At 66.7% G+C, this 15,583-nt stretch carries 11 protein-coding genes; 7 read left to right on the top strand and 4 right to left on the bottom strand.

Translation table 11 applies throughout. The features are described 5' to 3' along the window. The first annotated feature begins 142 nt into the window (after nt 1-142). The 5 genes from QX073_RS18150 to QX073_RS18130 all read left to right on the top strand — a co-directional run bounded on the left by QX073_RS18150 (nt 143) and on the right by QX073_RS18130 (nt 4,828). Nucleotides 143-949, top strand: coding sequence for an ABC transporter ATP-binding protein (locus QX073_RS18150; protein WP_409997663.1), 807 nt, complete (start codon nt 143-145; stop codon nt 947-949). 219 nt (nt 950-1,168) lie between these two features. Next, nucleotides 1,169-1,954, top strand: coding sequence for an ABC transporter permease (locus QX073_RS18145; protein WP_316226128.1), 786 nt, complete (start codon nt 1,169-1,171; stop codon nt 1,952-1,954). Between the two features lie 223 nt (nt 1,955-2,177). Continuing rightward, nucleotides 2,178-3,191: an ABC transporter substrate-binding protein gene (locus QX073_RS18140; RefSeq protein ID WP_316226127.1), complete on the top strand. Its 1,014-nt coding sequence runs from the start codon at nt 2,178-2,180 to the stop codon at nt 3,189-3,191. Nucleotides 3,192-3,194: 3 nt separating this feature from the next. Then, a complete protein-coding gene (locus QX073_RS18135) occupies nt 3,195-3,911 on the top strand; it encodes an NUDIX hydrolase (RefSeq protein ID WP_315713325.1) in 717 nt (238 codons plus the stop codon). Next, complete coding sequence (locus QX073_RS18130; protein ID WP_315713323.1) at nt 3,908-4,828, top strand: polyphosphate kinase 2 family protein; 921 nt, start codon at nt 3,908-3,910, stop codon at nt 4,826-4,828. Before QX073_RS18135 ends, QX073_RS18130 begins: the two co-directional genes overlap by 4 nt. A 252-nt stretch (nt 4,829-5,080) precedes the next feature. Here the strand turns inward: QX073_RS18130 and QX073_RS18125 are convergent, their stop codons facing one another. After that, nucleotides 5,081-7,846 (bottom strand): EAL domain-containing protein, encoded by a 2,766-nt coding sequence (locus QX073_RS18125; RefSeq protein WP_315713321.1) that lies wholly within the window; start codon nt 7,844-7,846, stop codon nt 5,081-5,083. Between the two features lie 149 nt (nt 7,847-7,995). After that, nucleotides 7,996-9,255, bottom strand: coding sequence for a FecR family protein (locus QX073_RS18120; protein ID WP_316165999.1), 1,260 nt, complete (start codon nt 9,253-9,255; stop codon nt 7,996-7,998). Between the two features lie 127 nt (nt 9,256-9,382). On the opposite strand from QX073_RS18120, the gene QX073_RS18115 reads away from it, so the two are divergent. Continuing rightward, nucleotides 9,383-11,179: a ShlB/FhaC/HecB family hemolysin secretion/activation protein gene (locus QX073_RS18115; RefSeq protein WP_316174218.1), complete on the top strand. Its 1,797-nt coding sequence runs from the start codon at nt 9,383-9,385 to the stop codon at nt 11,177-11,179. Between the two features lie 15 nt (nt 11,180-11,194). Here the strand turns inward: QX073_RS18115 and QX073_RS18110 are convergent, their stop codons facing one another. After that, the gene (locus QX073_RS18110) at nt 11,195-12,442 is read right to left on the bottom strand and encodes a multidrug effflux MFS transporter (RefSeq protein ID WP_316174216.1); all 1,248 of its coding nucleotides are present in this window, start codon (nt 12,440-12,442) and stop codon (nt 11,195-11,197) included. Nucleotides 12,443-12,647: 205 nt separating this feature from the next. Between QX073_RS18110 and QX073_RS18105 the strand changes: the two genes are divergently transcribed. Then, complete coding sequence (locus QX073_RS18105) at nt 12,648-12,989, top strand: YqfO family protein (RefSeq protein ID WP_315713316.1); 342 nt, start codon at nt 12,648-12,650, stop codon at nt 12,987-12,989. A 120-nt stretch (nt 12,990-13,109) separates the two neighbouring features. Here QX073_RS18105 and QX073_RS18100 read toward each other — a convergent pair whose 3' ends face one another. After that, nucleotides 13,110-15,404, bottom strand: coding sequence for a tetratricopeptide repeat protein (locus QX073_RS18100; protein ID WP_315752758.1), 2,295 nt, complete (start codon nt 15,402-15,404; stop codon nt 13,110-13,112). Nucleotides 15,405-15,583 lie beyond the last annotated feature (179 nt).

Raw genomic sequence — 15,583 nt, 5'->3', positions numbered from 1 at the left:
GAATGTTGGCCTTAAGGTTGGCCTTAAGGTTGGCCTTGGGCTCAGTCAGACGACCTAGCACGTCCGGCCGCCGCGTTGAACTTCGCCGCGCAAGCGGCTAAGCCGTCCCGGCCATTCTCGGGGGAGGAACTTGGACGTGACGATGCCCACCGCCGCCGCGGTCGCGCTGGAGCGAACGACGGTGGCATTCCGTCTCGCCGGCGGACGCACCTACACCGCCGTCGAGACGGCGGATCTCAGCGTCGCCGATGGCGAGTTCGTCGCCATCGTCGGGCCGACCGGCTGCGGCAAATCCACCCTTCTCAACGTGGCGGCGGGACTGCTGAAGCCGGCCGCCGGCCACGTGCGCATCTTCGGCCAGCCTCTGGCCGGCCTCAATCGCGACGCCGGCTACCTGTTCCAGGCCGATGCGCTGTTCCCATGGAAGACCGCGCTGGAGAACGTCGCGATCGGGCTCGAGGTCGCGGGCACGCCGTCGAAGGATGCGGCCGCCAAGGCGCAGCAATGGCTGACCTCGGTCGGCCTCGGCGCATTCGGCAACCGCTATCCGCACATGCTGTCGGGCGGCCAGCGCAAGCGCGTGGGCCTCGCCCAGGTGCTGATCCGCAATCCGCGCATCATCCTGATGGACGAGCCGTTCGGACCACTGGACGCGCAGACGCGGCAGATCATGGGCAATCTGCTGCTCGATCTCTGGAATGCCGACCGCAAGGCGGTGCTGTTCGTGACCCACGATCTCGAGGAGGCGATCGCGCTCGCCGACCGCGTCGTCATCATGTCGGCCGGCCCGGCCTCGCGCATCATCGGCGACTGGCGCGTGACCCTGCCGCGTCCGCGCGACATCTTCGAGGTGCGCATGAAGCACGAGTTCCACGAGCTGCATCGCGAGATCTGGCAGACGCTGAAGGCGGAGGTCGAGAAGACCTACAAGCAGGCGGAGGCGGTGTGATGGGAGCCGTGACTCATTCGATCATGAGAGCCTCGCTGTTTCCACTTGGACAGTGCACTCCCTCCCCCCTTGTGGGGGAGGGTCGGGGAGGGGGGTACCCCGGAAAGACTGTTGGTTGGAGTACCCCCCTCCCCAGCCCTCCCCCACAAGGGGGGAGGGAGCGGAGTGGCGTGCGCGGCTCGCGCTTTGTCTCTGTCACCACGGGCGCGGAGTAGCGTAATGTCGCGTCTCGGTCTGCTCGCGCTGCAATTGCTGGTCGCGGTCGTCGCGATTGCGCTGTGGCAACTGCTCGCCACCGTGCCCGTGTTCGGGCGCATCTGGCTTCCGCCGTTCTTCTTCTCCAATCCGGTCGACGTGTTCGCGCAGGTGATCAAATGGTTCGCCACCGGCGCCATCTGGAAGCACCTCGCGATCACCTTGTGGGAGTCGATCCTGGCGTTCGCGATCGGCTCGCTCGGCGGCGTGCTGGTCGGCTTCTGGTTCGCGCGCAAGCCGCTGGTCGCCGCCGTGTTCGATCCCTACGTCAAGATGGCCAATGCGCTGCCGCGCGTGGTGCTGGCGCCGATCTTCACGCTGTGGCTGGGGCTCGGCATCTGGTCCAAGGTCGCGCTCGGCGTGACCTTGGTGTTCTTCATCGTGTTCTTCAACGTCTATCAGGGCGTGAAGGAGGTCTCGACCGTGGTGCGCGACAACGCCCGCATGCTCGGCATGAGCGAGCGGCAACTGATGCGCCACGTCTATTGGCCGTCGGCGCTGTCGTGGATGTTCTCGTCGCTGCACACGTCGGTCGGCTTCGCCGTCGTCGGCGCTGTCGTCGGCGAATATCTCGGCTCCGCGGCCGGCCTCGGCTATCTGATCCAGCAGGCCGAAGGCATCTTCGACGTCGCCGGCGTGTTCGCCGGCATGTTCGTGCTGTCGGCATTCGTCATCCTGATCGACATCTGCGTCACGCTTGTGGAGCGGCGGCTGCTGGTGTGGCGCCCGGATGCGGCGGATGGACGGTGATGGGCGCGGTGTCGCCACACCCACCGCTGTCGTCCCGGCGAACGCCGGGACCCATAACCACCGGCCGTCGTTTGTGGCACGCGCGATGACCAGTCTTCTCCAACCGCGACATCACGCGGTATGGGTCCCGGCGTTCGCCGGGACGACAGCGGCAATTCGGGGCGGCCTTCTCATTCACAGCACACACGCCTAGTCTGATCGACAACATGAACGGAGGAAACGCATGAACAAGATCATCGGCCGGGTCACCGGCGCGCTGCTGGCGCTGACGTTGAGCACTGGTCTCGCCAGCGCTGCCACCAAGGTCACGATCGCAATTGGGGGCGGCGCCTGCCTGTGCTATCTGCCGACCGTGCTGGCCAAGCAGCTCGGCGAATACGAGAAGGCCGGGCTCGAGGTCGAGCTGGTCGACCTCAAGGGCGGCTCGGATGCGCTGAAGGCCGTGCTCGGCGGCAGCGCCGACGTCGTCTCCGGCTATTTCGATCACTGCGTCAATCTCGCGGCCAAGAAGCAGGAGATGCAGTCCTTCGTCGTCTACGACCGCTATCCCGGTCTCGTGCTGGTGGTGGCGCCGTCGCACAACAAGGAGATCAGTTCGGTCAAGGATCTCGCCGGCAAGAAGGTCGGCGTCAGCGCGCCGGGCTCCTCGACCGACTTCTTCCTGAAGTACATGCTGAAGAAGAACGGCCTCGATCCGTCGGGCACCGCGGTGATCGGCGTCGGTCTCGGCGCGACCGCGGTGGCCGCGATGGAGCAGGGCCAGATTGATGCTGCCGTCATGCTCGACCCCTCGGTCACCGTGCTGCAGGGCAAGCATCCGGACCTCAAGATCCTCAGCGACACCCGCACCCAGCACGACACGCTGGAGGTGTTCGGCGGCGAGTATCCCGGCGGCGCGCTGTATTCGACCGCGGCTTGGATCGCCGGCCATGACAAGGATACGCAGGCGCTGACCAACGCCATCGTGGCGACGCTGGGCTGGATCCATTCGCACACGCCGGAGGAAATCATGGCGAAGATGCCGGAGGAACTCGTCGGCAAGGACAAGGCGCTGTATCTCGCGGCGCTCAAGAACACCATCCCGATGTACTCGCAGACCGGCAAGATGGATCCGAAGGGCGCCGACGCTGTGCTCGCCGTGTTCAGCACCGGCTCGCCCGATGTCGCCAAGGCCAATGTCGACGTCAGCAAGACCTTCACCAACAAGTTCGTTGAGCAGGCGAAGGGGGCGAAATAGCGGATGACGGACGTCGTCATCCACCGCGTCACCACGCTCGACCTCAAGGTCGAGCCGTGGGACTGGCCGTTCGCGAAACAGCGCCGCGACGACATCGCGGCGCATTTCGCCGAATGCCAGCGCGCCAGGCCGGGGCTGTGGAACGGCCGCGTGCTGCTCGGGCGCAACCCGCGCTTCGCGGATAGCCGGTTCACCGCGAGCTATTTCGAGACCGATTTCGCCAGCCTGCTGGCGTGGCGCGACTGGGGCTTTCCGGATCGCACCGCCTTCAACGGCTTCGGCATGGGCGCGCTGCGTGCCGCCGACGGCGCCTTCGTGCTCGGCGAGATGGGCGCGCATACCGCCAATGCCGGCCGGCTGTATTTTCCCGCCGGCACGCCGGATCTCGCCGACGTCAGCGACGGCGTGCTCGATCTCGCCGCCAACGTCGCGCGAGAGGTCGAGGAGGAGACGGGACTCGCGCCATCGGACTATCAGGCCGCGGCGCATTGGGACTGTGTCGTGACCGGCGCGTCGATCGCGCTGATGCGCGTGCTCGACGCCTCTGACATGGGCGAGGCTCTGCAGCGCCGCATCGAGGCCAACCTCGCGGCTCAGGACGAGCCGGAACTATGCTCGATACGGCTGGTTCGAAGCCGGAATGATCTGACTGCGGCGATGCCGCGCTTCGTGACCGCCTTCCTCGAAACGCAATTCAGCCCCGGAGAGCCGTCCTCATGAGCAAGAAACCGCGCACGCTGGCCGATGAGCTCGATGGTTTCATCTCGCCGTTCCGGATCGATGGCGGGCACAAGTTTCACCTCAAATCGCACAAGACCAAGGTCAAGGGCGGCCTCGCCAAGGAGGAGGGCGAGGCGATCATCGAGCAGAATCGGACGCGGCTCGCCGATTTTCAGGAAAGGCTTTATGCACAGGACCGCTGGTCGGTGCTGGTGCTGCTGCAGGGCATGGACGCCTCCGGCAAGGACAGCGCGATCAAGAGCATCTTCGAGGGCGTCAATCCGCAGGGCTGCGAGGTCACCTCGTTCAAGCAGCCGACCTCCAAGGAGCTGGACCACGACTTCATGTGGCGCAGCGCCATCGCGCTCCCCGAGCGTGGCCGCATCGGCATCTTCAACCGTTCCTACTACGAGGAATGCCTGGTCACGCGGGTGCATCCGGAGATCCTCAAGGCCGAGAAGCTGCCGCCGAGGCTGGTCACCAAGAACATCTGGCGCGAGCGCTTCGAGGACATCTGCGCCTTCGAGCGTTACTTGTCGCGCAACGGCACCGTGATCCTGAAGTTCTTCCTCAACATCTCCAAGGAGGAGCAGCGCGCGCGCTTCCTCGACCGGCTGGAGGAGCCGGCGAAGAACTGGAAGTTCTCGATGGGCGACATCACCGAGCGCGCGAAGTGGCATCGCTACCAGGCGGTCTATCAGGACATCGTGCGCCACACCTCGACGCCCTACGCGCCGTGGCACGTCGTTCCGGCCGACCACAAATGGTTCGCCCGTGTCGTCATCGGCTCGACCATCGTCGCCGCGCTGGAAAGCCTGGATCTGCACTTCCCGCGCGTCGATGCCGGCTCGCGCGAGGAGTTCAAGGCGGTGCGCAAGGCGCTCGAGAGCGAAGCCAAGGGCGGGAAGAAAGGGTGAGGGCGTAAGGCGCGGGCTGAGGCGAGAAGCCGAGATGCACCTGCACTCTCTCGTCATTCCGGGGCGCGCGCAGCGCGAGCCCGGAATCCATAACCCCGATCGCCTGCGAGGGAGCAAGGTCCGTGCAACAGCGCGCCGTTGTCACCAACGACCGCCTGTGGCGATGGATTCCGGGCTCGCGCTGCGCGCGCCCCGGAATGACGGCGGAGAGAGCGGTTGACCTGCGTTAGCTTCGAGCGTGAGACCTGAGCCTCACGCCGCGCCGGCTTGGCGCATCTCGTCGTCCACCGCGAGGAATCGCTGCGTGAAATCCGCCGCCGGCATCGGCTTGCCGAAGTGATAGCCTTGGCCCTGCTCGCAGCCGAGCCGCAGCAGGAACTCGGCCGTCGCCGCGTTCTCGATGCCCTCGGCGATCACGGACAGCCCGAGCTGCTTGCTCAGGCTGACCGTCGAGCCGACGATGGCCGCGTCGTCGGCCTGGGTCAGCACGTCGCGCACGAAGGAGCGGTCGATCTTCAGGCCGTCGAGCGGGAATTTCTTCAGGTAGCTCAGGCTCGCATAGCCGGTGCCGAAATCGTCGAACACCAGGCTGACGCCGAGCGCCTGCAGCCGGTTGAACGTCTGCAGCACGCCGGGTTCGTCGTGCAGCAGGATGTCCTCGGTGACTTCGAGCTCGAGCAGGCGCGGCGACAGGCCGGTCGACGTGAGCAGCTTGCTGACGAAGGCCGCGAGGTCGCCGGACTGGAACTGGGACGGCGAGAGGTTGACGCCGACGCGGATGTCGTGGCCGGCGAGCTGCCACTCCCGCGCCTGCCGGCAGGCGGTCGCCATGACCCAGGTCGCGACCGCCTCGGACAGATGCGAGGTGTTGACGACCGGAATGAAATCACCGGGAGGCACGAGGCCGCGCGTCGGGTGGCGCCAGCGGATCAGCGCCTCGGCGCCGATCACGCGGCCGCTCAACAGCTCCACTTGCGGCTGGTAGAACAGCTCGAATTCGTTCCGCTCGACGGCGAGCGCAAGCTCGGCCTCCAGCGTCAATCTCTGCTCGAGCTCGTGGCGGATGGCGCTCTCGAACAGCACGTGGCTGCCCCGCCGGTCCATCTTGGCGCGACAGAGGGCAAGGTGGGCATTGCTGAGCAGCTCGTCTGCCGAGTGCCCGCCCTCGGGATGCACCGCGATGCCGAGGGTGACCTTGACGCGCTGTTGGCGCGTGCCCGCGTCCAGCGGCGCCTCGAACAAATGCGACAGATGATCGGCGAGCTCGGCCACGGTGCCGCCGACGGCCGAGCAGGGAATGGCGACGGCGAACTCGTCGCCGCTGAGCCGGGCGACGCGGCCCATGCCGCCGATCTCGGTGCGGAGCCGGTCGGCCGCCGCGCGCAAGACACTGTCGCCGTAGGCATGGCCAAGCGTGTCGTTGATGCGCTGGAAGGCATCGAGCCCGATCACCAGCAGCGCGACCTGGTCGGCCGCGGCATCCGCGGTCTCGATCATGGCGGCGAGCTCGCTCTGCAGCGTGTTGCGGTTGACCAGGCCGGTCAGCGTGTCGTGCTCGGCGAGGTAACGAATGCGCTCCGCCTTGCGCTTGCGCACCGAGACGTCGCGCAGGATCACGCCATATTGCAGGCCGTCGGCGCCCTGCCAGGCGGAGAAGCTCGCCTCGACCGGAAACACCTCGCCGTCCTTGCGGCGGCCGTCGAACTCGATCGTGGCTCCGCCGGGCAGCAACGTCGCCGGCAGCGCCGCCTCCTGCTGCGGAAACAGGTCATGCGTATCGCTGCCGTCGGCGCGCAGGCGCGCGAAGGGCTGGCCGATGATCTCGTCGGCACCGTAGCCGAAGATCGCGACAGCTCCCGGATTCCACACCGTGATGCGCCGGTCGCGGTCGGTACAGACCAGCCCGTCGCCGATCGACATCGCGATTCGCTCGAAACGGCTCTCGGCGACGTGCCGCAGCAGGCCGCGGAAGTCGATCTCGTCGAGGGCCGTGGCAGCGAGATAGGCGACCAGCGCGATCTGCAGCAGCGAGGTGTCGAGCACCAGGGCGTAGCGGTCGTGCAGCAGCAGCGCCACGGCCTCGATCAGGACGCTGATCATGGCGATCAGCAGTGCGCGCCGCGCCGCCGAGAGGTGCCGCCAGCTCGCCAGCATGATGATGACGATCAGCAGCAGGCCGCCTACGGCGGCCGTCGTCGACGTCGACAGCAGGGTGCGGTGCTGAATGATGGACTCGGCCGCCAGCGCCTGCAGCATGACGCCGGGCAGAACGCGGCCGTTCGGCACGCTGTAGTAGTCACCGAGCTCGATGGCGGTCGCGCCGACGATCACCCGCTTGTCCTTGAGCCTGGACAGCGCCGCCGCGTCGCCGCGGACGACATCGACATACGACACCCGCGGCAGCGACGACAGATCGATGCCGTAGTCGACCAGGAAAGAGCTGTCCTTGACAGCATCGCTGCCGGCGAGGAACGCACCCATGGATTGCAGGAAGGTTTTCGCGCCGGCGGTCTCGCTATATTCGCCGAAAGCGTAGCTTCTGACGCGGCCATCGCGCGCCACTTCGATGTTCACGAAGGCCGACCATGCGAGCTGCTCGAACTGCGGCAGCGGCCGGTTGAGGTGAATGGCGGTGTCCTTCCCCGCCGCATCGAGCTGCCTGAAGGTCGGCAGCACGACCGAGCTCTTGGCATTCTGGAGCGCGGTCAGGAAGGCCTGATCGCCGGCCGCGTCGGACGGCGTGCTGAAATCCACGTCGAAGGCGACGTCGCGGACGCCGGCCCGCTGCAACTGCTCCAGCAGGCGCGCATGCTGGGTCCGCGGCCACGGCCAGACGCCGATGGCTTCGATCGAGCGCGGGTCGATCGCGACCACCGCGATCTCGCCGCTGGCGGGGCGATTGTCGAGGCGTAAGCGCAGGTCGACGAGGGCGTTGCTCAACAACTCGTGGCCGCCCGACAGGCCGACCGTCAGCAGCGCAACGACCACCAGAATATGCGGCATGAACCGCCTGAGCATGCCCTCTCCCGAATGTCTGCGTGCCACGTCGACGCCCGCGTTCGTGATCCCAACTTCATCCCGCTCCGACCGCAGAGCCATGGAACCCTGCAAGCCCGCGCTCCCCCATGACGACGCATGACGCAGGCGTTACGCTCGATCGGGACTCCCTAATTCTTGCTGTGGCCGTAAGCGTGGGCGTTGCCGTTGCCATGATTGCCATTGTCATGGTCGCCGCTGTTGCCGTTACCGTTGCCGCTATTTCCGTTACCGCGGTTACCGTTACCGCTGTTACCGTTGCCGCTGTTGCCCTGGCCGTTGTTGCCGTTGCCATTGCCGCCATTGTTGCCGCCGCGGCTGCCACCGTTGGCGTTGCCGTTGCCGGCGTCGCCATTTCCGGCGGCATTGGCGCTGGCGGATCCGCTTGGCGAACCGACCGCCGCGGTGACGGCGGCTGCGATCGAGGAATCTCCCGACGTGCCGCTTGCGGTGGCCGAGTTGCCCGTCGCATTGCCGCTGTTGCCGCGCGCTTCATTCCAGGCGGTGCTTCGCCCTCCACCGGCGGCCGGCGTGTGGGCGCCGTGGGCGAGGCCGCGTGTCGCCTTCTGGATGTTCAGGTTGACCTCGCCGATCGATGACGAGATCCGCACCACGCCGGGCTTCGCGCTGCCGAAGGCGGCCGCAGAATGCTGCTGAGCGGCGACCGTTGTACCGGGGCGCGCGGCCGAGCCGTCGGCGTTCAGCGCGTGGATCACGCTGCCCTTGGCCTCGCGCGGCGCCTGCAGGCCGTCGCGCGGCACCGGAACACGATCGATCGTGGAGGCGCGCGGGCGGCCCTGCTCGATCGGGCTGAAGGTGCCGGCGCCGGACAGGCTCAGGCCGGCGCGGCCGGTCGCAAAGGCGGTGGCGGCCTGACCGGGCATCACCTGGGCGATCTGGCCGGTCTTGAAATCCGACACCTGCACCTGGCCGCGGCTGACCTCGACCTTGGTGCTGCGGCCTGAGATCGTGACGCTGAACTGCGTGCCCTTGACCACGGCGGCGAGATAGGGCGTCTCGACCTCGAAATGCTGGACGTTGCGTTTCTCGACGTCGAGCAGGATCGAGCCGGCGCGCTGCAGGATGGTCGTCGCCATGCCGTCCTTGGGCGCGGCGGGCAGGCCGACCTCGGAGTTCGGCGCGATCACGATCGTCTCGGCGCCGCGGGTCAGGCGGACGCGGCCGGTCGGCCCGGTGCGGATCGTATCGCCTGGCTTCAGCGGGTCCTCGCGACCGAGCGAGACCTGCGCTGCGCCCTGGGTGGTGACCCAGACCTCACCGGACGATTTGCTCACCAGCCACGGCTCACCGTCGGCCGCGAATGCGGCCGGCATCGCACCGAAAAGGCACGCGGCGATCAGTCCCGGTATCAGGAAGCGCTTGGATGACATGGCACGAACTCGCATCGTTGGCGGCTTTTGAAACTAATCGAAATGTTTCAAGAGACCCTTAGGAGTTGCAGCCGTGTTTTCCTCACGCATTTACGCTTCGTTGACCTTAACAAACTAAAAACGAGGCATGCGCGCTGGTTGTGTCGACGGAACTGGGAGGACTGCGGGTTGGCGCGACTTCGCGGCCGTACCGCACGGCTCGCGACGGCTGCACGGAACCGCGATCGCCGCCGGCATTTCCCTGTCGGCGTTGCTGTTTGCAGCGACGGCCCATGCGCAGCAGGTCGGCCAGCCGAGCTTCGATCCGCGGCAGACCGAGCGATATTTCGACGAGCAGCAGTCGCGGTCGACGCAGCCGCCGCCGCGGCCGCGTGCGCCGCAATTCGCGCCCCAGGGCGGCGGCGATCGCAAGCCCTTGTTCACCATGCGCGGCGTCACGCTGACGGGAGCGTCCGCGCTGCCCGCCGAGCAGCTCGCCGCGAGCTATCAGCCCTATCTCGGCAAGCCGGTGTCGCAGGCCGACCTCGCGGCGATCACGACCGCGATCAGCGATCAGTACCGCGCCGCCGGCTACCATCTCAGCCGTGCGATCATACCGCCGCAGGACATCCATGATGGCCGGGTGCGCATCCAGATCATCGAAGGCAGCATCACCGAGGTGACCTTGAAGGGCGCCGGCGCGGAAGAGTTCGGCATCAGGCCGATGCTCGGCCCCGTGCTGGCCGAGCAGCCGTCCCGGCTCGCGACATTGGAGCGGCAGTTGCTGCTGATTAACAGCCGCGGCGGCGTCCGTCTGGTCGATTCCGCACTGGAGGAGATCGGCGGCACCACCGGCCGGTTCCGCCTGGTGATCGAGCTGCAGACCTGGCACCTCTACGGCTTCGCCGGCGTCGACAATCTCGGCTCGTCGACCGTCGGTCCCTGGCAGAACTACGCCACGGCCGCCTTCAATTCCTATCTGCTGCCGGGCGACACGCTCACCGCCAACCTGTCGACGACGCCGGGAGATCCGCGCCAGCTCGCGTTCGGCCGGCTGTCCTATGAGGTGCCGGTCGGCACCGACGGCGCCTATGTCGGCGCCTCCGCGCTGTACAGCGAGGTCCGGCCGGGCGACCGGAGACGGCTGTTCAACGACAACACGGTGACCGAGACGCTCGAGCTGCGCGGCGGCCTCGTGCCGATCCAGTCGCAGCGCGCCTCGCTGAAGCTGAATCTCGCGGCCGCCTTCAGCGACGTGACCGAGCGCGACCTGTTCGGCATCTGGTATCGCGATCGCATCCGGACGCTGACCTTCACCGCCGACTACCGCTGGAAGGATGATGTCGGCGGCGACAGCTACCTGACGCTGGCCTACCGGCAGGGCCTGAACGCGTTCGGGGCGACGCCGCTCGACGATCCCCTCGCGTCGCGCGCCGGCGCCTCGCCGAGCTTCTCGGTCTTCAACGGCTGGTTCGCGCGCTATCAGACCTTGTCCGAGGCGTGGTCGCTGAAGCTCGCCGCCGCCGGCCAGCTCGCCTCGGGTCCGCTGTACAATTCGCAGCAGTTCTATCTCGGCGGCCTCGCCTATGGCCGCGGCTATGGCAGCGCCGAGATCAGCGGCGACAATGGCGTCGCCGGCACGTTCGAGGTCCGCTTCGAGCAGAAACCGAACTGGCAGTATCTCACGAGCTATCAGCTCTACAGCTTCTTCGATGCCGGGCTCGCCTGGAACGACGGCTTCCGGCCGTCCGACGGAGTGGCGCTGACCTCGGCGGGTGCCGGGGTGCGCTTTACCTTCCCGAACGACTGGCGCGCCGATCTCGGCGTCGCCGCGCCGCTCAGCTATCGCGCGCCGGGCAACACGACGCGCAGCGCGCGTCTGCTGCTGACGCTGTCGAGCGTGCTGAAGCTGTGCCCGCAGCGCGGGCAGGGGCCGTGCATTTGAGGCCCTCGGCGGCGGTCAGACCGGCTTGCCTTGGCCGTGGAACAGCCGGCCCTTCTCGGTGATCAGCACGATGACGAGCGCGCTCGACGTGCAGGCCAGGAAGCCCGCGGCGAACGGCAATGCCGTGCCGTCGAACGCCTGGCCGACGACGGCGCCGGCGGCCATGCCGAGCAGGGTCGTGATCGAGCCGTAGAGCGAAGATGCGGTGCCGGCATTGGCGCGCTGCGGCTCCATCGCCAGCGCGGTGAAGTTCGCGAACATCAGGCCGAACGAGAACATCATGCCGGCCGACAGCAGCATGAACAGCCACAGCGGCAGCGTGCCGAGGATCGCCGCGCTGAAGCAGGCCAGCGCGATGACGACGCTGCCGACCAGCGCGCCGTGCGAGATCATGCGCATGCCGAGCCGCCCGACGAGGCGGGCGTTGAGGAAGCCGGCCACCGCGATGGTCACCGCGATCGCCGCGAAGGCGAGCGGGAAGTAGTGGCCGAGATGATAGACGCCGGTGAACAGTTGCTGCGAGGACAGGACATAGCCGAGCACGGCGCCGAAGATGCCGCTCGCCGCGAGCGCATAGCCCAGCGTCTGACGATTGGTGAGGGTGTTGCGGAAGGCCCCGACGATCTCTTTGACCGAGAACGGCTTGCGCTCGCTCTCCGGCAGCGTCTCGGGCAGTCGTGCGGCGGTCCACAGCAGCGTGACGATGCCGTACAAGGTCAGCACGACGAAGATGCCGCGCCACTGCGTCAGCAGCATCACCGCCTGGCCGAATGACGGCGCGATCACGGGAATGGCGATGAACACCATCATCGCCAGCGAGACGACGCTCGCCATGCGGCGGCCGGCGTAGCAGTCGCGCACGATCGAGGTCGCGATCACCCGCGTCGCCGCGGTGCCGAGGCCTTCCAGCGCGCGCGCCAGCAGCAGCATCTCGAAGGACGGCGCGGCGATCGCGAACAGGCTGGCGACCGCATACAGCACCATGCCGCCGATCAGCACCGGGCGCCGGCCGAAGCTGTCGGACAGCGGGCCGATCACGAACTGGCCGAGACCGAAGCCTATGACGAACGCCGTCAGCACCGTCTGTAGCCGGTTGGCGACGTCGATATGGAACGAGGCGCCGATGTTCGGCAGCGCCGGCAGCATCATGTCCATCGCCAGCGGATTGAGCGCCATGATCGCCGCGACCACGATGACGAATTCGGTGAAGCCCATCGGCCGGTGGCGGACGATCTCGATGGTGTCGGCACTGGTATCAGCCAAGGCGCGGGCCTTCCATGGTGTTGGGAATGCGGGAGAGATCACCGATAAGTATCGGGTTTGCTGCGTCGCACAAGGCGTGTTTCGGAATGGCTGGTCACCGGCGCCGGCGCTTTCGCGATTGTGACCGGTTGTGACCCGCTGAAAATTGCGCCAGCGGCGACGCGATGGTAACGGCCGTGTGATCGACGTCCGGATCCAGGCCAGCATGAAGACCTACAAGATCGTCGTCTATGTCCCTGAAGCGGCGGGCGACGCCGTGCGCCGCGCGATGGGCGAGGCCGGCGCCGGCCGCATCGGCAATTACGACCACTGTTCGTTTACCGCGAAGGGCGTGGGCCGGTTTCGTCCGCTGGCAGGCGCCAACCCGGCCGTTGGCGCGGTCGGCCAGCTCGAGACGGTCGAGGAGGAGCGCATCGAGACCGTCTGCGCCGAGGACCGGCTGAAAGCCGTGCTACAGGCGATCCGCGCTGCGCATCCCTATGAGGAGCCGGCGATCGATGTCTACCCGATCGAGGTGGTTGCGTTGCGATCCGCCGACAGTGCTTGATCTCATTGAGGAGCCGTTCGACTTTGTTGCGTCCCTGGTCATTTCAGCGTCGATTTCGCGCTCGCTCCATTTGAGGTTCTCGGGCGCCCTTTGTGAGCTCAAGCAGGAGAGCCAGCTATCTTAGTTTGGCTTGTCAATCTGCCGCCTGATCTCGCCGATGAACGCCGCCAGATTCCGGTCGTCCGGCGTCATGATTGCGAGCCTTTCGGCGTAGCCCAGCGCCGCCCTTGCATCGCCTGTCGCGCGGCTGAGCGAAACCAGAGCGGACAGCACGTCCCTATCATTGGGATGGCTTTCCAGAGCTTCCTTTAGGACCGTCATTGCCTCGTCGGCTCGCCCGCCGGAATGCAGCGCCACCGCGTAGACATAGATATAGCGAGCGCGACCCGGTTCGAGTTCGGTTGCTCTGCGCAACTCGGCGAGCGCCTCGTCGTGCCGCTTCAGCCGGGTCAAGGTCAGGCCGAGTGCGTGATGCGCGGCCGCGTCGGTAGGTGATGCCGCAATTGCTCCGCGCAGAACGGTTTCTCCGTCGCCGTCGCGGCCAATTTGGCGATAGAGGTCGGCCAGATTGATGGCGGCCGCCGCATAGTGCGGGCTGAGCCTGAGGGCTGCCTTGTACTCGGTCTCTGCGTCCCCGATCTGTCCGCGCAAGGCCAGGAAGTTTGCCAGTGCGGTGCGGGCCTCGGGCCGTTCGGCATTGGCGCGCTGCGCCGTGATGAATTCGTGTGCCGCCTGATCGAAGCGTGCGCGATCGGGCAGCGGCTGGCTTGCGGTCGGAACGGAAGCGAGCAGGGAGGCGACCCTGATCCGCACGCCTCGCACGGGATCGGTGAGCAGCGGCGAAACCAGCGGCCAGATCTGGCCGGCGGGCACGTTTTCCAGCATGTCCAGCGCGCCGATCCGCACCATGGGATCGGGATCGACAAGGCCTGCCCGTGCGGTCGCAATGTTCGCCGGAGCGATGCGCGAGGCGAGTTCGCCGAGCGCGCTCGCACGCGCCACGGCCGGCGCGTTCCTGTCCGCGGCCAGAAGGCCAAGCAGCGCGGCGGCGTCGGCCTGGTCGCTGCGTGCTGCGCGGAACGCGGGCCCATAGGTCTGGAAGCCCTTTCGGTCGGACCCGAACCATTGCTCGATCGCGGCGGCGGCCCATTGCGCCGGCTTGTCGCTGTGGCAGTCGTTGCAGGCGTTCGGGGTTCCCAACGTGACCGAAAGATCGGGTCGCGGAACGCGGAAGGTGTGATCGTGACGCAGGTCGATCTGCATATAGGTGCGCGCCGGCATGTGGCACGACATGCAGGTCGGCGCCGGATCGGCGTCCGCGTGATGGCGATGCTTCGCATCGGCGTATTTTTCGGACGCATGGCATTGCAGGCAAACGCCTTCGCCGGAGACTCGGAGCTTTGCGCCGTGCGGCTCGTGACAATCGCTGCAGGTCACGCCGGCGGCAAACATCTTGCTCTGCTTGAACGGCGCATAGTTATAGGGCTCCTCCACATCGCGGATCTGGCCATCGGCATGATAGGTGGTCCGCGCCAGCGCCTCGACAATATGGGTCTGGGACAGCGATTGACCGGGTGTCCAGTCCTCGCTGAAGCCGGCACGGCGCGCGTGGCATAGCCCGCAGGTCTCGATCTCCTTTCGCAACGCGGCCGGCGCGGCTGAACGCGTCGCATTTCCGCTCCGCGGATCGATCGGCCAGGTGACGCCGCGCCGTTCGTCGAAACGGACAAGCAATCCCCTGCTCGGATCCTCGTGCTTGCCGAATGGCCACCAGCGTTGCTTGTCACGCGCCCAGGCGGCGTGGGCGGAGCCCTGACCGTGACAGGTCTCGCAACCGACGCTGATTTCCGCCCATGTCGTCGCGAAGCGATCCGTCGCGGCGTCGTAATGCTTGCGCACGCCGGTCGAGTGGCATTCCGCGCACATGAAGTTCCAGTTCTGGTTCAGCTTGGTCCAGTGCAGGACGTCGTCATGCTTGATCTCTTCTTCGGGATGGAGATGGAACCAGCGCTGGCCGCCTTTGTCCTTGGGCCGGCCGTCCCATGCGATCGGCAGCGCCTGGATGCGCCCATCTGGAAATTCGACGAGATATTGTTGCAGCGGATCGACACCGAACGTGTACTTCACCTCAAACACGGCAAGCTTGCCGTCGGGCCCGTCGGTTTCGATCATGAATTTTCCGCCATCGCGGAAGAGGCGGGAATGCACACCGAAGTAGTCGAAGCTCTTGTTGAAATCGCCGAGCACCGTCTTGTCGGTCGCGTGCGCCATCGCGGCCTTGTGCTGCGAAATATCCCATAATTTGGCTTCCGCCTGATGGCAGCCGGCGCAGCTTTCGCTGCCCACATAGGTGGCGACGAATGAGGCCTGCGCCGTGGAGGCCGGTCCGTCGGCCTTGAGGAGATGAAAAACCATGCCGACCACCAGCACGAGCGCGATCGTGACCGCTACTGCTATCCAGATCGCGCGCCTGGAGAAGGCCGTTTCGCCGGACGCAAGCCGATCCGCCGGCGCAGCCGGTGATGGGGCCGCGGCGGATCCCTTCCGCGGTCCCTTCGTGCCGGCTTTTGGCGGCCTGCGTGTCAACGCTTGTA

The sequence above is a fragment of the Bradyrhizobium sp. SZCCHNS3052 genome (genome assembly GCF_032484495.1).
Lineage (GTDB): Bacteria > Pseudomonadota > Alphaproteobacteria > Rhizobiales > Xanthobacteraceae > Bradyrhizobium.
The sequence above is the reverse complement of the archived record's forward strand: the minus strand, read 5'-3'. Positions and strand labels throughout refer to the sequence as shown.

Bases quoted from the DNA above. Each gene is read 5' to 3' on its own strand.
- QX073_RS18125 (WP_315713321.1), bottom strand. From the start codon at position 7,846: ATGCTCAGGCGGTTCATGCCGCATATTCTGGTGGTCGTTGCGCTGCTG.
- QX073_RS18150 (WP_409997663.1), top strand. From the start codon at position 143: ATGCCCACCGCCGCCGCGGTCGCGCTGGAGCGAACGACGGTGGCATTC.
- QX073_RS18130 (WP_315713323.1), top strand. From the start codon at position 3,908: ATGAGCAAGAAACCGCGCACGCTGGCCGATGAGCTCGATGGTTTCATC.
- QX073_RS18140 (WP_316226127.1), top strand. From the start codon at position 2,178: ATGAACAAGATCATCGGCCGGGTCACCGGCGCGCTGCTGGCGCTGACG.
- QX073_RS18105 (WP_315713316.1), top strand. From the start codon at position 12,648: ATGAAGACCTACAAGATCGTCGTCTATGTCCCTGAAGCGGCGGGCGAC.
- QX073_RS18100 (WP_315752758.1), bottom strand. From the start codon at position 15,404: ATGGTTTTTCATCTCCTCAAGGCCGACGGACCGGCCTCCACGGCGCAG.
- QX073_RS18135 (WP_315713325.1), top strand. From the start codon at position 3,195: ATGACGGACGTCGTCATCCACCGCGTCACCACGCTCGACCTCAAGGTC.
- QX073_RS18120 (WP_316165999.1), bottom strand. From the start codon at position 9,255: ATGTCATCCAAGCGCTTCCTGATACCGGGACTGATCGCCGCGTGCCTT.
- QX073_RS18145 (WP_316226128.1), top strand. From the start codon at position 1,169: ATGTCGCGTCTCGGTCTGCTCGCGCTGCAATTGCTGGTCGCGGTCGTC.
- QX073_RS18115 (WP_316174218.1), top strand. From the start codon at position 9,383: ATGCGCGCTGGTTGTGTCGACGGAACTGGGAGGACTGCGGGTTGGCGC.